The following is an 18,877-nucleotide window of genomic DNA, read 5'->3' on the forward strand; positions in this document are numbered from 1 at the left end:
ATAAGTATTTTGCCTTGATTACTAAAATATAGTGGGAAATTTAGTAATGAGAAAATCAAACACTTTTGTCTTTAGATAAATAATATTTTAATGGATTTATTGAATGTAATGAATGCTGGAGGATAAAACTATGAAACATCTAAGGAAAATCTTCAAAAGAATCTTGCTTCTATTTTCTATTTTAATGATTATTGGCATAGGAATATTATTTGGTACTAGCTATGGCCGAGAGCTTCGTATAACAATCGCTGGGAGTATACTAACTTCTCAGCATCCACAATATGCGAAATATACATTCCTATCCCAAAAGGAACTAGATAAACTGCAAGATAGAATTAATCATCCGAAATGGTCAAACAGTGATGAGCATATTTATAAAAAAATAGTAGGAAAAAGATTAGAAGAATTAAAAAGTCAGCCATTAGAAATTGATGTAGAAACAATTAAAAGTAATAAAGATAGTCGCTTTCTATTCGAAGGAAAGTTAGTCACTATTAGTAATCCTTTCAATGTTAAACTCGTTAGCCATCAAGGAACACAGGGTGCTAACAGGGGAGAAAAAATTAGTGTAATGGCAAAACGTAATCATGCACTTGTTGCTGTGAATGCAAGTGGATTTGCTGATGAAACAGGAAGGGGTGGAGGAAATGTTGCAACTGGCATAGTAATAGAAAATGGGAAAGCTATTGATACGAATATGGATAGAAATACCCCTACAATTATTACGGGTTTAACAAAGTTTGGGCAAATGATAACAGGAAATTATTCTACCCAACAACTTCTGGATAAACAAATCGTTTCAGCAGCAGGATTTATGCCACAGTTAATTGTAAATGGAGAAAAAATGATTACAGAAGGAGACGGTGGTTGGGGTTCTGCTCCGCGAAGTATTATGGCCCAAAAAGAAGATGGTACAATTATGTTTCTAGTCATTGACGGTAGACAGACGCATAGTATAGGGGCTACGTTAAAAGAGTGTCAAGATATTCTATATGAAAAAGGAGCAGTAAATGCAATGGCTATGGATGGAGGTTCTTCTGCTACGCTATATTTAGGCGGAAAGGTTATAAATTCACCTTCTACATTATCACATGAAGATCGTTATTTACCGAATGCTTGGGTGGTAACAGCAAATCCGAAACAGAAAATAAATATGAAGATAGATGGAGAAAAAGTAAATTCCAAAACATTTGATACAAATATTATATCTAATTAAATAGTAAAAAGAAGCAAATGTAGTAAATATGAAATGTTTTATAAACCAATTAATGTAAAATTTATATTATGTATTTTTTATATAATAAAACTACATTTCAAGAGAAATATATATATAATGTTTAAACCCTTGTTGTTTTTGGATAGGGAAAAGAATAAGGGTTCAGCAATACAAAATTGCTAAACCCTTATTCTTTATTCTTTCCTATTCTGCCTAAACTATCTTTAATAGTTGTTTCCCCAAGTTGTGTATATAGCAAAGCTGTATCTTGACTGGTATGCCCAAGTTGCTGCATCACTTGTAATGAGTCTTTTTCTTCCATATATAACTTATTTGCCAATGTATGTCGTAATTTATGAGGAGACATTTTTTTGCCAAAGGCTTTAGTATATTTTTCTACTATATCTTGGATAGCCCTAACAGAAAGAGGCTGTGCAGTATGTTTATACTTCGATAAGAATACATTTTGTAATTCTTTCCCTGGAGCATATTTGTTATCTCTAATCTCCATATATTTTTCAAGATCATTTAATGCAATTGGGGTAATCCAAACGGAATCTTCTTTGTTTCCTTTTCGGATTACATCAATTAGTCTTTCCTTTAAGTTTATATCTTCCATGCGGAGGTCTGCCAATTCACTTACACGAATACCACTACCAAGAAAGAGAGAGAGGATAGCTACATCACGCTCCTTATCTCTTAGGAAATAGAATAACTGATGTTTTGTTAAAGATTTTTCATGTTCGTACTTAACATAATTCAGAAATTCTTGATCATCATCATTATGGAATATTTTAGATCTCATACGTTTTGCACGAGCATTTAATGTTTCTTTATCTTTATGTATTTCAATTTTAGCCATTACATTTCTATAAAAATAGCATTCTCCATCTTCATTCTCTGATAGGGAGGTGAGGTACTTAAATAAAGACTTTAAGGCCGAAATTTTTCTGTTAACAGAGGAATTCTGCATGTTTTGTTGTAGTTTTAGAAATCTCATAAAGTTCTCAATATCTTTTTTCTTTAAATTCTCCAAATCAGAGAAGGATATGTCTTTAATGGGCTTAAATTCAATAATTTGTTCAGATAATAGCCAATTAAAGAAGACTCTAAAATCATATACATAATTTAGTAGGGTGGAGGGAGAGGCATCATGCAATTCTTTGTACTCCACAAATTCTTCTATGTAAAAGGGCATTTCATTTAAATTCTCATATAATTTTTTACGATGTACTGATTTTTGACGTTGTTTACTGTAATCCATAAAAATCACCTCATATATACTATAACAGAAAATGGATACGAACACAAGTTCGCGTTAAATTCAATTTTTACACATACTTATTTACATAATTAAATTATGGGATGCTAGAATATAATCGAAATTAAATAAGGATAGTGTAGTCATTCTAATAAAATTATAGATAAGCACGTGATAAATCTGTATTAAGCTATAAAAATTAGTGTAAAAACTACATATAAATGTATGTAAAATAAAACAATTTATATATATAAATTCATACAAATAATCAATATATGAAAACAGTTTAAAATTCGGTATCTAACATGAATTGGCTAATTTAAGCATGATTATGAGGGGTTAATTAGATGAACTTAAGAAATAATCTTATAAATTAAAATGTAATTTACTATAAAAAATATTAATGACTAACTTAACATTTAATGATTTCTATATAAAGCATGAATTATATAGATACATACCAATATACAGAGCTACATGATAACGAGCTCGAAATCCCTAAATACCGTATTAGATTTTTATTTATACATCTTATTATTCGTAAAATTGGTATTTCGCGCGAACTTTCTTTGTGTTTTTTTAGATAAGGAAATCACCGCTCTTCTATTTTGAATTTCGTTGATCCCGATATTCTCTCTTTATGCTAGAAATACCCTATGGAATTAGGGATTTTAATTTCTATAGAGTAAGTTTTTATATGGAATCCTTTATTTTATAATGATTCTGTCTTATGCGGAACATTAAAATAAGGTAAAGATAAAAAGTACATTTATATAAAGTGAACTCTCATTTAATTTGACGTTTAATTTATGATTTCTACATAACAAAGAAAAAGCATCCTATTTAGATGCTCGCCATTCTCTTTTTTCTACATAATAACAATACCAAACACGATACAGCCAACACCTAATAATATGAACAGTTGTATACGTCACATTGTTTAGCAAGATCTATTCATTCTCGTTGGGCATCTTAATTTTGTGTGCATTTGTTTGTAATATTAACAACAAACAAGACGCCTCTCAGCTTACGACAGCGCCTCCTATAATTGCTATAAACTTGATCAAACTTATTTATCCTCACATTATTTATTTCTTTCTTTGCTTCCATACCCCATTATCTTTACGATAAGTATTCTTACCATCCATGAAGTCAGCCGTATTACCTGGAATGCTATATTTCTTATTCTTTTTCTTAGCCTTCTTCTTCAGCCTTTTCTCTTCTTGAATAGCTTGCAAATCCGCCTTCCATTGTTTCAACAAATCCTTTTCATGTCGCATCGAATTTGTACCCCTTGGATTAAAATGTGAACCAAATAATTAGATTCTACCTATTTATATAGATATCCTCCAATCCAATGTACAAAATTATGTTTTTCCTTTTAAATAAACCAACAATATATTAAAATATCCTATATATCCAAGGAGGTTTGTCATGCTCAACTTTCATAAAGAATTACCCCTATTAGGATTCTTTTTATTTTTATACTGTTTCATCAGTACCGTCTTTTTATTACTATTTCTTAGCTTGTAGTAACAATGCAATGCGTATAAATATATATTTAATGTGTAGATTCTATAAAAGAAGTAAAAAAGCACTTCTGTTGGATGATTAATATATACTATATATTAATATTGAATAGCTTTATTGATAGACTTTTTAAATCAATAAATATACTAGCTGAAGCCGATTTATACCCGATATTCTTTCCTTTAACATTAATAGTAATCTCCACTAAATGAAGTTGCACATCATCTTTTTCAAAATTTTTATCTTTAACCTTTTCAACAATTACTACAATATCCACTTCTTTAAAAGTTTTCAGCAATTTTATTTTGTCAACTCATTCCGTTGAGTTATGTGTATAATCACCATCAAAATAAAAATACTCATCACCTTAATAAATCTCTTGAGAATACCTTTCGCAATTTCCAATAGCATTTATTGGCTGATGAATAATGATGATTGCCAATTAACACTAGATTTTCAATCATTTCCACATTCCTCCTTAATTTAAGGTACGAGAAAATATTTGGTATAATATAAGTGCTTTATTATATGTGTTTTCTTCAAACCGTCTTAGGGGAAAAGCAGTTTTTTATTTTTTCAATAGTACTTACTAAGTATTTCTGTTAATATTTAGTTACCGATATGTGTTTCAACCGGCCTGTGCTTCTGTACGGGCTTTTTTGATGCTTTCATGCATCGTAATATCCAGGAACCTGTCTATTAGGCGGTGCATTCTACTAGATTCACGGATATTATGACAAACAAAAGCCTGTCTTATTTACTATATAAAGACTCCATTACAAGCATAATCCCTTATAACTTCTATGGATTATCAACTTTTTCATGTTTTTCATCTGAGTTCTTTACATTCACATTTACGTAACATCTTTATATATTATTTTAATATATTACGTGTTAAACTTATAACATTCCAAGAAGTCCTTTACTTATAGAATCGACAATTCTTCAATACCCTTAGTCTTGCCCTGCATCCCCTGCAGGGCTTTTATCATTTAGCTAAAGTTGATATAACCTTTTGTACGTTTCTTCAACCTTATCTGTGCTGTTATGTATACCTCTAACTCTTAAATTCTTTATGATTCACAAGATTTTCTTTCATTCGTATTCATCTCTCTGCTATTTATCCGTTATTTTCCATCCTTAATAATCCGTTTATTAATGCGTTCCATAACTTTATCCTTAGTTTGATTTTCAATAACAACCTCTATTTCCCTAAAATTCAATCAAATATTTATAAATTTCTAACGAGTATTAATTGATAGGAATCCCCCATCATAAAATGGAATTTATTCTCAAAAGTTATTGATTATTGTATCTGTCAAACTATTAATTAATTTATCTCTTCTTCATATTTTTATTGTTTTTTGACCACGATCAAACAAATAAAATACACAAATAGGCAAGGAGCATTAGTATGATTATACAAGAAAAATTATCTTTTTCAGATCTAGATTCATTAGATTCAACTACAGATTCCATAATGGACGCGTTTAAAGATCTTTATGGAATACTTCCTGATGAAATTGCAGTAAATAATGAGACGTTTCCAATTCATAATAAACCCGCTATTACTGAATGTTATGATCACGCTTGTTATAAAATGCTGGGACCTTTTATATTTCGAGATCTTGAAAAACCTTCAATAGATAAAATAACCCTACAGGAACAATTTGTATGTAATCCTAATAATGAAGAAAAAGAGATTGTAGTCACAATAAAAGAACAATGAGCCAATATACAATCTTGGACTTCGAAATCTATTACAGGTTTAACTTTAAAATCAGACCTTATCATTGCAGGTAAATTTCAATCGGGTAATGAATTTAATATTTCAACTTTTGTAGGAGAAAGCAATTCAAAAGCAATTCATACCTCTCCTTCAATTGAACATTCTATTAAAGTACCTCCAAATAGTAAAATGAAAATAGCAATGATAGGAACATTAATTACTGAGGTTCTACATTTCCGATCAATTATAACAGTACAAGGCATGTTTGGTGCATGTTTTCCACGTATGGTTCGTGGACATTATGTTGGGTTTAAAAGTGCTGGTCACATCCTAAATAAAACATTTGGAATAATTGAAGAATCCATTAACAATACAGCACTTCATGATATAGAAATAAATATTAAAAGGATAGAACCTTATTCCGATAAACAAAAAGTGATCAAGTAGTAAAGTTGCAAATCAAAAAAATATACTGTTTTTTGATTCTATATCATATATAGATAATTAGAATAAGGAAAAGGAAAAATCTATAGCTAAAAGGACTTCAAAATCATTGAATGGAGGAAAATCAATTGTCAAACAAAAATGAGTTAAGTTTTTTCATTATTAGATTAGTATTAAGGTTAACTTTTTTTGCACATGGACTCATAAAATTTCAAGATGGCATTCATTATACGGAAAATTTCTTCAACAGCCTAGGAATATTTGATTGGCTTGCATATCCAGTAGCAATTCTTGAACTAGTGGGTGGAATTTTAGTTATTCTGGGGCTTTGTACACGAATTATTTCAACCTTATTTTCTTTACTTATGGTAAGAGCCATTATTACTGTAAAATTTGATCAAGGATTTATAGGAGGGTATGAATTTTAGTTATTATTATTGGCTGTTTCTTTATTTTTTGTAGTAAATAAAAGTCAATCTATTTCATTAGATCGCTTTCTATCGAATTGTAATAATAAACAACAACAAACTCTATAAACATAAAGTTTCTCCTCAACACGTAAATTCTTATTTTGCGGAGAAGCTTATTTATATTAATTACTCAATTTAGATCCGAAAAAAACAAAAAGAACCCCTTATATTTTGAAAATTTCTTTTCAAAATATAAGGGGTTTATAATTTAATTTTAAATTATTGTATAAAAAGGACTTCAACTTTCGGTTACATAAATACCTTCTTATCTTTTTTAAAACGCTCTGTATGCATTTTCTCAGTTGTTAATACCACTTTCTGTGGAATCTTATATAATGGTAGTTTATCTTTACAGAACTCTCTTAATCGCTTTCTAAATTCACTTACACTTTCATTTGTATTTAATTTAACTACAGCCTTAACCATTTGTCCTGTGATTGCATTTTTTTCACCAACAACAGCAACCTCTTCTACTCCATCCATTAGTTGTACTACATTTTCAACTTCAGCTGGAAATACTTTTTCTCCGCCAATATTTATAATCTCTGATTTTCTTCCTAAAATTTTAATATAATCTCCATCTACTTCCACCATATCTCCTGTCATAAGCCAGCCATCCTTGGTAAATGGACTTGGAGCATTAATATAACCAATCATTGTAGACATTGATTTAATCTGCAACATTCCATCCACAATTCTTGACTCAATATTCTCATCACTTAGTTTGATCCACAAAGAGTCATTAGATTTAGATTTCGAATATAAAACCCCATATTCTGATAACCCATACATTTGTGTAATTTTAACATGAGGAAATATTTCGTTTATTTTACTTAGTGTAGCCTCAGGCATAACTTCTGATCCATAAGAAATAGTCTGTAAACTATTTAAATTATACTTTTTATAAACCTCGCTCAGTATAAGTAAATTTATAAAAGTTGGTGATGCAGGTAAAGCTTGTACCTGATGTTTCTCAATCATGTTACATACTCGATTAGGGGTACGATCATCAATTATTACCAAACACCCTAAGCTAGAAATAATTTGGAAGAGAGTATTAACCCCTCCAATATGATCAAATAACATAAATGGTATAACACGTTTTGCACTCCTTGCGACACTGTACTTCTTTTGAAGTAATGTAAAATCATGTACAATTGCTTTACTACGTCCAGTTGTACCAGATGAAAACAATACTAATCCTGGATGTTTTAACTTTTTCAGTTGTAATAATAATTCATTTTGAATGTAATCCCTTTGTTTATTGATTATTTCAAAGCTTCCGCTTTCAACTTTAATTACATTTTCTAATTCAACTATTTCATAGTATTCTTCCTTCTTACTGTCAACCAAAGAATTTAAGATTGGTACTACAGTACATCCTAATTCAATAAGTGCTAAAAACATTGCTATAGAGTATGGAGAATAATCAGCTTCCAAAGCGACTGTTGTATAATCTATCTTTCGATGTTCATTTAACTCCCTTGTATAAATCTTTATTTGATTTAGAAACCACTCATATGTGTAGGTTTTCTCCTTCCAAACAATGGCTTCGCATTCTTTATTCATTTCAAACCTTTCAAATAAAAAATCAATATACATACCTAACCTCCTTTTAAATGTTCTTCTTTAATATTTTGTTATGTTAGAGATTTTAACTGTTCCTGGCATTCTAAAATATACGCAACTAATGCTTCTATTGTTTTAAATGGGCTATTATGTTGTGACATTGTATCTAAATTCACCAAATCAACTGATAAACCCAATTCATCTTCTAAGCCTTGTTCAATACTTACCAGTAAAGATACCAGCCCTAACGAATCTAAATACCCCTCCCAATCATAAAGATGTGCTTTCAAGCCTTTTTCAAGATCAATTTTATTTTCAAGATTTTCATTCACTTCTTCAACACAGCACAATACAATCTGAATAATTTTTTCTTTATTTGTATCTTTCAAGTAAATACACTCCTTTTATGAATCATCTTTTTACTATGAAGATTCCCTTCCAGCAACTCTAGTACTGTATAACATGAACACTAAATACACTTCTTCTACTGATAAAGTTTGTCAGTATACGTAGTAGCCTTACTCTACTTCTCCCAATTATCTCTTCCCTATTAAGATTGAAGACTATAATTATGTTGCAGAAGAAATAAAATATTCTCATGCAAGACACACTCTCTATTAATAATATCCATCATTATCACATTAAAAGATTCGAGATCACTTAAGTTACTATCTTTTTTTAATAATTTAATATGTGCAATCTTATAAAGTCTTTCCCATGATTGTTTTATATCCATTAACTCACTAGTAATATGAATAAATTTATCTTTAAATAACTCGTTCATGTCTATAAGTAAGTCATACAAAAAATATCTACTCCATCTCATATCAAATAAACATTTCAAATACCAAGGGAACATATTTCTTTGTTTATGAAAATCTTTATTTATATTTTCTTTAAGTTCAAGGGCTGCAATCTTACCAAAATAATATATCTTATTGTTTTTTTGCATAACTAAACCTCGAACATACTCACTTGATATTTTTTTTAGTGTTCTTAAAAAAATATCTCTAAGATTTTTCATGCTTATTTTTTCTTGTATAATTACATCAATTGATGAGTAAGATGAAATCCTTTCTATACCTTTTGCTTGAGCCAATTCAGGTATAGCTTTTCCTCCTTTCCAAAAAGAATGGAAATCCTCCATTGATATCTCACCCATAAATTTATTAGGAACTGGATCTTGAACAAATACTCTATCTTCTGTAAGTTTGTTAATTGCAAGGTAATGGTCTGTAACATATTTATCCGTATGGACATCTATATGACTTTTTATAAATTTGGGGTTCAAATAATCATTACTATATGGTAGAAAAAAGGTGCTTCCTAAGGCAATAAATACTTCTTGACGATTCAAACATTCTTTTATATATTGAAGCCCCTTTTCGAAATTAGAATATACATGTTTTTCCACAAGAAATGTTTGATTATATTCTAACAACTGTGTATATCTTGCTACAGAAGGTACCGATGTGATAGTATCCATACGATATGCTGGTATACTATATAACTCTTCATTCGCTATTAAACTCATGTAACTAATGCTACCCATACTTTTTAATTTATCGTGAAGAATTGGTATATAGCATGAATAATAATAAGGGACATCAAAAGTTGGAATTAATTCTTTCATTTTCACTACAGCACTCACCCCGTATTTATTTTTTTACAGCCCTATCCAGTTCTCAACAGTATAATTCAACTGTAAGTCCTTAGTAGCTTTAAATTTTCTATTTGGAATAGGTTGTCCTAATTTATCCACTTCAAAGAGCCTAAAGCCTCTTGAAAACTTAAACCTGCATGCAAGGTCCCTTGGTACTTTAAAATTCCCTGCAAAACGATTTTTTTCTATTCTATCTAGTATCATGCCTACACTCATATAAATTCGTTCACCAACTGGTGTATTTTCAGGTACTTCGACTGTTACAGAAACATCTACAAATTCTGATAATGTTTCTATTACCTTATATTTTTTAGGTATTCCTTTTACACCTTTTGTCACAAAGGTAACTTCGGCTTCTCCTATTTTCTTAGGTATAATTGTTCCATCCCCCATAACCTCTAGCACATCTGAGTTATCAACTAAAAATACACCATCTAAAACACTCATTTCAAAACCACTATCGTACGTAACAATTGGATTAATTTTCACTTTCATTCCAGTTAATCCAACTATATCTCGACCATCTAATGTAACATTAACTATATTACCAACATCTCCAAAGAAATATATTAATGGTAGATGCATACGTTCTCCCCAGTCTTTCTCAAAATGTGCACCATTTGGATCCTGATAAAAAATTAAATCATCTCTATATTTGTAACCATTCTTCAATAAAGTTTCTGCAATATCTCTCACATGTTTTACCAAGAAAAAACCTTCCGCACTACCTATATCCATCCATATTTTCAAGTCTTTTTTTCCTTCATACATTTCATATAATTTTAATTCCGAATGATCATCTTCAACTTTCACAAAGAATGGAGATAACATCCCAATTTTCCCAAACACTTCAGGATTGCGGAAACCAATATTATAAGTTGATAAGCCACCTGCTGATGACCCTATTAGAGCTGTATTTTCAGCATTAGTTAATGTTCCAAAATTTTCATCAATGTAAGGTTTCACCTCATTGATTATAAATTTTTCATATAATAAACCTGAGCATTCTATATGTTTATCTGGTGAAATGAAATGACAAAACTCATTATTTTCTATAATTCTTTTATGTGCTATACCTACTATGATTATTTCCTGAATTTTACCTTCATAAATTAACATATCAGTCGTTTTATGAACATTCCATGATTCATCATTTTTTACTACTGGTTCAAACAATCGTTGCCCAGCATGCATATATAATACAGGATACTTTTGGTCCGAATTGCTTTCATAACCAGGTGGTAAATATATAAATAATTTTCTACTATTCTTAAGTATTTCAGAATGAAAATTTTCAATCGTAATCACTTTAGAAGTTCGTTCCATAGTAACCTCCAACTTTCTATTTTTCACTTGCATTAATACAGTTCTCTTCAAATTTTTTAGCTTTAAAGCCTTATCCTTTATTAACTTTTAAGAGGATTTTTTTAGTATAAGATTTTGTTTTAGCTACCAGAATGAAATCCTCCGTTTTAATTACAATTGTAGAAAAGTAGACTTATATATTTAAGACTCCACCAAGATGGTTTTTTCTGCAGTCTGCCACTTTACAACCACCTCTCCAGTTCCAAAACCGGGAGTTTGATACTTATGATTCTCCCCGCCTTCAATAAATAGTTTGTTATTGATTTTTCTAATAAATTTAAATTCAAGCAAGGTATCAGCCGGAACACTTATATCAAAATAGCCAGTAGGAAATTGATACATTATTTGATTAAAAAATGGCCCTACTGCCTTGCAAGGATTCATATTTCCTAATGAATATGTGTTCCCTATTATAAATACTTCACTCTCTGGTATTTCATATCCATTTTCAATAACAAATCGAATACAAACTTGCTTTGTATTTAAGACCTCTACATGTTTATAGATATTACTCCTAGTTCCTGTATCTGTTACAACAGTAATTCCATATTTACCATCGTTCACTGCTGGAACTTTTACTTTTATACTAATATATGACCATGAAACAACTTCCGCCTCTTTTTCCTCAAATAATACTGATCCTTTTTTAGAAGTAAAGCCACATCCTTCAATACAAATTATTTGACCAACTGTTGTCATTTTATGTCCCACAGTTCCTATTAAAGGTATACTATTTACTCCTTTATGGTGCCAAACATGTACTGACCCAGGTCCAAGCCATAATGAATCTATATTATTATTTTCAACTCTAATTGCTTCACCATCTAAAAGGCCATCTAATATGTCCGTATACTCTCTAGAAGGAAGAAGTGTTTTAACATCTTTTATTTCATATCCTTCTGTTAAATTTCGATTCAACGCTATTAATACCACATCACTTCCAAAGTACCTTTCATATACATAAATATCATCCGTTATATATCTTTCTTTGGTATTTCCATATGGAAGTGCATAATTTAAACTACGAAGCGAAGATAAAGATTGTATTATCTTAAAGTTATCTGTATTCACATCAAAAGATTCCATTTGACCACGATTGTTCGGATCTCCATTTCCAACCATATATTGCTCTGTACCGTAGTATACAGAAGGTATTCCCCTTGAAGTTAACAAAAATGCTAATGATTGTTCTATTCTACGTTTACTTTGTCCATTAATGTGAAAACGGTCCATATCATGATTATCAATAAAAGTAACAAGATTATTCACATCATTATAAATTTGATATGTTTCTTTAATCATTTTGTGTAACCCATGCATGGAATCCATTCCATCTCGAAAAACTTCACGCACTTTATGAGCAAAACTAAAGTCTAATAAACTCATACCACTATTATTTGCAAAATGAACATTTCTATGGTCATATTCATTCGGATTGATATACCATTCACCAAAAATAAATACTGGTCTATAATTATAGATTGAATTTAGCCAACTTTTTTGCCAGCCATATGACATGTGTTTTACTGCGTCAACTCGTATACCATCTATCCCTTGGTCTAGCCATAGTTTAATAGCTTCTTTAAAATACAAATCAATAGCTATATTTTGGTGATTTAGATCTGCAAGATCAAATAAATTACGATAAACTCCATCTTCATATTCTTCAAAATCCGTCCCACCATTATGATGAAAATAATGATTGTAATCATTATCGTATCCACCAAGTAACAATCCATTATCATATAATCTACCATTTTCAGCATAGGTTACATCATCATGTAATGCAGGTGAAGTGTGATTAGGTGCAAAATCCATAATAATTTTTATATCTTTTGCATGAGCAGTTGTTATTAAGGTTTGAAAGTCTTCAAATGTCCCAAAAAAAGGATTTGTTCTTTTAAAATCACGAGCCCAATACCCATGATATGAAGTACTTCCTACCAAATCATTTATTGGTGTAAAGATATTTTCTACCGGTTGTGATATCCATAATGACGTCACACCTAGTTTAGTAAAATAATTTGTATTTAATTTTTCAATAATCCCTATCCAATCCCCACCAAAGTATTTCTTTTTATTTTCCCTAGATTCATCGTATAACTCTCCTTTTGGATTATATGATGGACATCCATTATGGAATCTGTCAGTTACAATTTGATATATTATATCTTTAGAGAAATTAACGTTGTTCCTTTTCATCTTAAGCTTATCTTTTTCTTTCAAATGACAACCTCCATCCCATAGAAGCATTTACCAGCTATTTTCAAACATTTAGCACTCTACCCTTAAGTACTATTTGAAAAATAGTTACAATATATTTCGCCCCCTAACTAGTAACTCATGTTTCGACTCAATTTTTTATACAAAATAATGTCTACAAGTGGTTTCTATATTTGTCCTATAAACTGTACCATTTGATTTATGTCGAAGTAAGGGAAAAAATGTCATTATATAGGAAGGGTGAATATAGAAAATTCTTACATAGAATTATGCTTACAAAATATAGCCCCAATAAAATACATAGACAAAACATTTTTTATTTGGTAATATTCACCTGAAAATATTTGGTAAAACTTTATGCGGAGAGGAGTATTAAAAATAAATACTAGATTATTAATAAAAATACTATTTGTACTACTAATACCAATCTTATATTCCAAAATAAACTATAAAATATAAATATAGATTCCGCTCTTACAAAGATTAAAAACCTAGGGGAAAGCCGTAAAGAAATTTCAAAATAATCTGGAGAAATATTTTATTTGTAAAAATCTTATATAAAATTTAAAACAGTATTGTACAGTTAAAATGTTCCTTCCTAAATGCTATTTGAAATTTTCTTAATTAAAGATGTACTTCTACAAATTTAATAATGCCATTAGTAGATATTTTCTCGTAATTTAATTTCATAACAATTTAAATCCACTTACATTCTAAGATTTCTATGGTCAATTTATATTGCGTTTTATTTTTCCAACATGTATGTACTTAAATCCATTTCATACCTACCGTTTTTACCTCAAAATAACAATATGTTATATTAATATAGCTCTTTTACAATTAGATTCCATTTAATGAATCATCTAATTCACTTGATTACTAATGTTCACCACTATTAGTTTGCAAACAAATTTTTATAAATTAAATACTTAAATTTGTGAGGTGACAATACTATGCAACAACGGGTCGAATTAGATTCCGCTCTTGCTGCTTCTTCGAAAAAGACATTATGGAAAAATCGTACATTTACTTTTGTATTTACAGGTTATACCTTATCAATGTTTGGAAATTCATTTCACAGTATTGCTTTAAACCTCTGGGTACTGCAAGCAACAGGAAGTGCCAAATTAATGTCTACAATTGCCATAACTCATATGGTCATGAGCATGTTGTTTTCTTCCATTGCAGGTACTGTCGCAGATAGGGTAGATCGCAGAAAACTAATGTGGATAACAGATATAATAAGAAGTCTTTTAATACTAAGCATCGCATTTTGTATTGCAATACCCGGTACTCCCTTCATTCTTATTATTATCTTAACCGCCCTTACTTCTTGTGCAGGATTATTTCAGTCTCCTGCATTCCATGCTTCCTTAGTTGATATTGTAGGAAAAGACAAAGTTCAACAAGCTACTGGAGTATTAAATGTAGCAGATAATATATCCCGTATTTCAGGGCTAGCAATAGGAGGAGTTGTAGTTGCAGCATTTGGTGGTAGCATTGCTATCTCAGTTGACGCAGTTACTTTTATTTTATCCGCTATTTTAGTGTTGTTAAGCGGAAAGTTTCCTAATTCTACAAAAAAAACAGGAATCAAAAATTCATTTCAGGAGGACCTTGTTGCAGGATTCAAGTATATATGGCAGAACCCTTTTGCTAAATCTGTTATTATACTCTCGCCTACTTTAATCACATTTTTCACTGCTTCATTAATGCTTATTCAAGTAATGTCTGTAAAAGTGTGGAAGGCAAATCCGATTGAATTTGGGATAATTGAATCTAGCATTCCAATAGGTTATATGTTAGGTGCAGGCATTATTATCTTTTTTGATAATAAGTTACATCGACGGGGTTGGTGGATAATCCTTAGCATGGTTTTACTAGCTCCAATCTTTGTAGGGCTATCTTTTGCTCCATCTGTTCTTTATGCAGTACCATTAATTCTCCTCTTAGGAATACTTTTTTCATTTTGTACATTGCTTGTCAATGTGATTATTAAAGTTGAGGTAGATCCTGATTTACAGGGAAGGACTTTTGGAACACTTGGTTCTCTTACGAGTATTGCATCACCAGTTGCTTTAGCAATCTCCTCATTTTTCGCTGACATATATGGTCCACCATTAATCTTATTAATAAATGGGGTCTTATTATTTATTTCAGGACTAATTGTACTGTTCTTTCTTAAATCAATTAGATCATATAAATGATTCTTTTTCGTTATAAAAAACATTAAGTATCCAAACTTAAAAAATGCCGAAATTGTTAAGAATATCAACTCTTTCGACATTTTCCCTATATCACTTAAGGAGAGATTTTTATGCGAAGGAAAATACTTATACTCGTAACCTTTCTGATAGCGGCTAGCCTTTTAGGTTGCACAGATATAGAACACAAAGATACTCTCAACAAAATAGAAGCACCCGAAAAAGAACCAGTGGATGTAAAAGAAAAAATTGCACTTAAACATATGACAGTAGAAGAATATTTAAAGAACTATAATAAAATTAAGAGTAATTTATCAACACAAGGTATTGAAATTCTTCCATTTAATCTTGAACGAGAAAAGCAATCCAATACATATAGGTTTTATTACCCTAAAGAAGTAGATAAATTAGATCAAGATATGAAATGGGTAAGTGTCATGTTAGGAGAAAACGGAAAAGCAATTGATGGAATTATGTATACTGGCTACGCAGATATACCTACGATCAAGGCAATGATTCAAGCTACTAACATTACATGGACTAATGAATTAGATCAGTTAATTGGTTCAATAGGAAATGAAGATTTTTCAAAAACATTGGAAATTGAAAAAGTGAAACTATCTGTTAAAGGTAATTCAAAAAATATTAAAATTATGATAGATTCAATGAAATTAGATTCACCTCAATCTCTTTAAAACAAATATAGTCCCAAATACCTATTTAATTTCTTTAATTTTACACTCTTTAGAAATTTATATAAAAAAATCGTCAGCCTTTAACAAAGCAACTGACGATTTTTTTATTCTCTTACATTTTCAATCAAAATAGGCATCAACAATATGACTCTGTCTATTTATTTAATTCTAACTTCCAAAACATTATTCTATAATTTCAAAAAGGCTATTGCTATTATTACCTCCTGGTAATATAAATTTCACATGTTGATCTGCTTGAATAGTTATATAATGATATTGATCAGGTTTAGTTAATTTGGTTGTACTTTTCCAACTTCCTGAAGTCCAGTACGTTACTTGTGAATAAAATGCTAGTGGCCGGAATTTCTCTGGATCAGTTGACTTATCATTTTCTGATATAATTTCAGGCTTAATTCTAATTTTCTTTCCTGCCGCATTTTTAAATTGAAAGTCATAAACAATTCCATAGTTCCCTTCAAGCGTCGGGTTAGAATTTTCTAGATACCATATAGGTGCTTCTCATTCATTAACACCAACACGAGGGTGAGGATAGGCTTTACTTGTCTTTGAACCTACATAAAAGGTACTTGTTGTTACATTATCAATAACAGCATACCTTTCATCATAATTATAATTAGCAGTTGAAGTAGTTTTATTATAATTTTTAACCTGTGTTGTTTTTATAGGATCAAAAATTTCTGATGGGCTAGAGAACTGTCCATCTGTTTTTTTCTTTGAAACAAATTGACGTAGTGTTAATTTTGCGTTCGGAATAAACTTAATTTTTCCATTAACTGCAAAAGTATCTTCTACATCTTTTTCTAATATAAATACATGTCCATCTGCTGGAATAATAAATGGTAATGCAGATTCCTTTGAAGTTACCAATAACAAATTACATGATAACAACAATATAGAAATTGTTCTTATTGGACATAAAGGAGTATCTCCAGTGGCTGCTTTAGATCAGGCGAGGAATCGAACCGTTCGTAACAATATTGTCCATCATAATTCATCTTTTAATAATACTAGTTATAATGAATACTCAGCTGATGGTATTTACGTGGATGGCGGGAAGAACATTATAATTGAGCAAAATCAAAGCTATGAAAACGACCTTGGTATTGACGTGGCCAGCGAACATGCGGGAAAAAGCGCAAGCCAAATTACTGTTAGAGATAATATGATATCTAATAATACCATGAGTGGCATTGCAATTGGTGGATATGACAGTAAGCAAGGGTATGCAGAAAATAACACGATTATGAACAATGTGATTTATAAAAATGATACAAAAGATCAAGAGAGTGGCCAAATCGAATTAAATTACGATACCCGGAACAATGTAATTACCAATAACCAAATCTATGCAAGTAATAGCCGTATTTTTATAAGCAATAATTTTAATAGAAACACTGGGAACAAACTGGATTACAATCACTACTATGGTGAATTCGATCAAAATAATGGCTTATGGCAATGGAAAAGAAAAACGTATAAAGGATTTTCAACTTATCAAGCCAGTATGAATCAGGAAGGAAATGAACAACATAGTATATTTAGCAAATTAACTCCTTCATTCAACCTAATACAGTAGTCTAATACTAAATTAGTATTAAGTTATAAGAAAGTACATGCAATAGGCACTTTAAGAATACTAATAAAATTAACCTTATTAAAACAAAAAGAGATACCCTAGTACCATACCTAAAGCATCTCTTTCATTTTATTTATTTCATTAGTTTCTTTAATACCCTTACAATTATCCATTGTTATATCTAATTTCTATTTAAAAACCTTTTTTGTAAGTTTATACCTATACATCGTGTTAAATTATGTGTGGCAAGATAAAACAAGCTATTAAATTTAATTATTGTTAGGTAGTTTCTACGGTATGATATTCTCACACAATTAGTTATACATACGTAAAAGATTTCCTGCTTTGTAACAGGAAACCTTTTACGTATTATTAACCTACAAACCTAAAATTTCAACAATCTGACGTGCCTTAGCATTATCTATATAATAATGCATCTCTAACCCTCTTCTTTCTGAACGGAGTACGGTTCCTCTCAATTTTGATAGATGTTGTGAAACAGTGGATTGGGGAAGTCTTAATATTTCCGTTAACTGTGTAACATTACACATTTTATGGTGTATTAATTCATTTACAATTTGTAATCGAACAGGATGTGCCATTACTTTTAATACATCTACATCATCTTCTTGGATTTCAGCTAGATTTCTTTCAGATATTAATGTTATCATTTCGCATTCTCCTTTATTATTTATTTCTATTTTCCTGTTATCCTTATAATTAATACTTATAGCTAATTACCATTTGTCCTGTTGAGAAAATATATTCTCTTTTTAAAACAAAAAGGAAACCAATTCATTAAAACGCTTTTTTACTGCTTTAATGAATTGGTTTCCTCTAATTTTTTGACCAGAATATATCTTATTTTAGGGTTCTTTTCTGTTCATTCCCAAAAATCCCATAAAAAAAAA

At 30.2% G+C, this 18,877-nt stretch carries 13 protein-coding genes and 3 pseudogenes; 6 read left to right on the plus strand and 10 right to left on the minus strand.

Features of this window, described 5'->3' with window-relative positions; genetic code table 11:
- Positions 1–130 precede the first annotated feature (130 nt).
- Positions 131–1,216, plus strand: a complete 1,086-nt coding sequence (locus ACLBXA_RS21860) for a phosphodiester glycosidase family protein (protein WP_447617465.1) — start codon at positions 131–133, stop codon at positions 1,214–1,216.
- A gap of 187 nt (positions 1,217–1,403) precedes the next feature.
- On the opposite strand, the gene xerS is transcribed toward ACLBXA_RS21860, so the two are convergent.
- From xerS to ACLBXA_RS21875, 3 genes are all read right to left on the minus strand, one after another.
- The gene (xerS, locus tag ACLBXA_RS21865) at positions 1,404–2,480 is read right to left on the minus strand and encodes a tyrosine recombinase XerS (protein WP_242297138.1); all 1,077 of its coding nucleotides are present in this window, start codon (positions 2,478–2,480) and stop codon (positions 1,404–1,406) included.
- Between the two features lie 1,085 nt (positions 2,481–3,565).
- Positions 3,566–3,757, minus strand: a complete 192-nt coding sequence (locus ACLBXA_RS21870; protein ID WP_447617466.1) for a hypothetical protein — start codon at positions 3,755–3,757, stop codon at positions 3,566–3,568.
- 341 nt (positions 3,758–4,098) lie between these two features.
- Positions 4,099–4,311: a hypothetical protein gene (locus tag ACLBXA_RS21875; protein ID WP_242297174.1), complete on the minus strand. Its 213-nt coding sequence runs from the start codon at positions 4,309–4,311 to the stop codon at positions 4,099–4,101.
- 1,110 nt (positions 4,312–5,421) lie between these two features.
- Between ACLBXA_RS21875 and ACLBXA_RS21880 the strand changes: the two are divergent.
- Both ACLBXA_RS21880 and ACLBXA_RS21885 read left to right on the plus strand, forming a co-directional pair.
- Positions 5,422–6,183: pseudogene (locus ACLBXA_RS21880) on the plus strand (hydralysin-2).
- Positions 6,184–6,293: 110 nt separating this feature from the next.
- Positions 6,294–6,716: pseudogene (locus tag ACLBXA_RS21885) on the plus strand (DoxX family protein).
- A gap of 183 nt (positions 6,717–6,899) precedes the next feature.
- Here the strand turns inward: ACLBXA_RS21885 and ACLBXA_RS21890 are convergent.
- The 5 genes from ACLBXA_RS21890 to ACLBXA_RS21910 form a co-directional block, all read right to left on the minus strand.
- On the minus strand, positions 6,900–8,252 hold the full coding sequence (locus ACLBXA_RS21890; RefSeq protein ID WP_242297140.1) for an ANL family adenylate-forming protein: 1,353 nt from the start codon (positions 8,250–8,252) through the stop codon (positions 6,900–6,902).
- Positions 8,253–8,290: 38 nt separating this feature from the next.
- Complete coding sequence (locus ACLBXA_RS21895) at positions 8,291–8,608, minus strand: hypothetical protein (RefSeq protein ID WP_016082896.1); 318 nt, start codon at positions 8,606–8,608, stop codon at positions 8,291–8,293.
- Positions 8,609–8,769: 161 nt separating this feature from the next.
- Entirely contained in the window at positions 8,770–9,858 is a 1,089-nt protein-coding gene (locus ACLBXA_RS21900; protein ID WP_447617467.1) for a hypothetical protein, read from the minus strand.
- A gap of 27 nt (positions 9,859–9,885) precedes the next feature.
- Positions 9,886–11,208, minus strand: a complete 1,323-nt coding sequence (locus ACLBXA_RS21905) for an alpha/beta hydrolase (RefSeq protein ID WP_447617468.1) — start codon at positions 11,206–11,208, stop codon at positions 9,886–9,888.
- A 180-nt stretch (positions 11,209–11,388) separates the two neighbouring features.
- Positions 11,389–13,473, minus strand: coding sequence for an alpha-amylase family glycosyl hydrolase (locus ACLBXA_RS21910; RefSeq protein WP_447617469.1), 2,085 nt, complete (start codon positions 13,471–13,473; stop codon positions 11,389–11,391).
- A gap of 950 nt (positions 13,474–14,423) precedes the next feature.
- Here ACLBXA_RS21910 and ACLBXA_RS21915 point away from each other — a divergent pair.
- Positions 14,424–15,677 carry an MFS transporter gene (locus ACLBXA_RS21915; RefSeq protein WP_447617470.1) on the plus strand — a complete coding sequence of 418 codons (1,254 nt, stop codon included), beginning with the start codon at positions 14,424–14,426 and terminating at the stop codon, positions 15,675–15,677.
- A gap of 110 nt (positions 15,678–15,787) precedes the next feature.
- On the plus strand, positions 15,788–16,369 hold the full coding sequence (locus ACLBXA_RS21920) for a hypothetical protein (RefSeq protein ID WP_447617471.1): 582 nt from the start codon (positions 15,788–15,790) through the stop codon (positions 16,367–16,369).
- A gap of 519 nt (positions 16,370–16,888) precedes the next feature.
- Here ACLBXA_RS21920 and ACLBXA_RS21925 read toward each other — a convergent pair.
- Positions 16,889–17,257, minus strand: coding sequence for a hypothetical protein (locus tag ACLBXA_RS21925; protein WP_242297146.1), 369 nt, complete (start codon positions 17,255–17,257; stop codon positions 16,889–16,891).
- On the opposite strand from ACLBXA_RS21925, the pseudogene ACLBXA_RS21930 reads away from it, so the two are divergent.
- Positions 17,223–17,966 (plus strand): annotated as a pseudogene (locus tag ACLBXA_RS21930) (right-handed parallel beta-helix repeat-containing protein); the annotation flags it as partial. The gene ACLBXA_RS21925 and the pseudogene ACLBXA_RS21930 sit on opposite strands and share 35 nt — an antisense overlap.
- A 377-nt stretch (positions 17,967–18,343) precedes the next feature.
- On the opposite strand, the gene ACLBXA_RS21935 reads toward ACLBXA_RS21930, so the two are convergent.
- Entirely contained in the window at positions 18,344–18,637 is a 294-nt protein-coding gene (locus ACLBXA_RS21935) for an ArsR/SmtB family transcription factor (RefSeq protein ID WP_242297147.1), read from the minus strand.
- Positions 18,638–18,877 lie beyond the last annotated feature (240 nt).

This window comes from Bacillus sp. D48C (assembly GCF_053345735.1).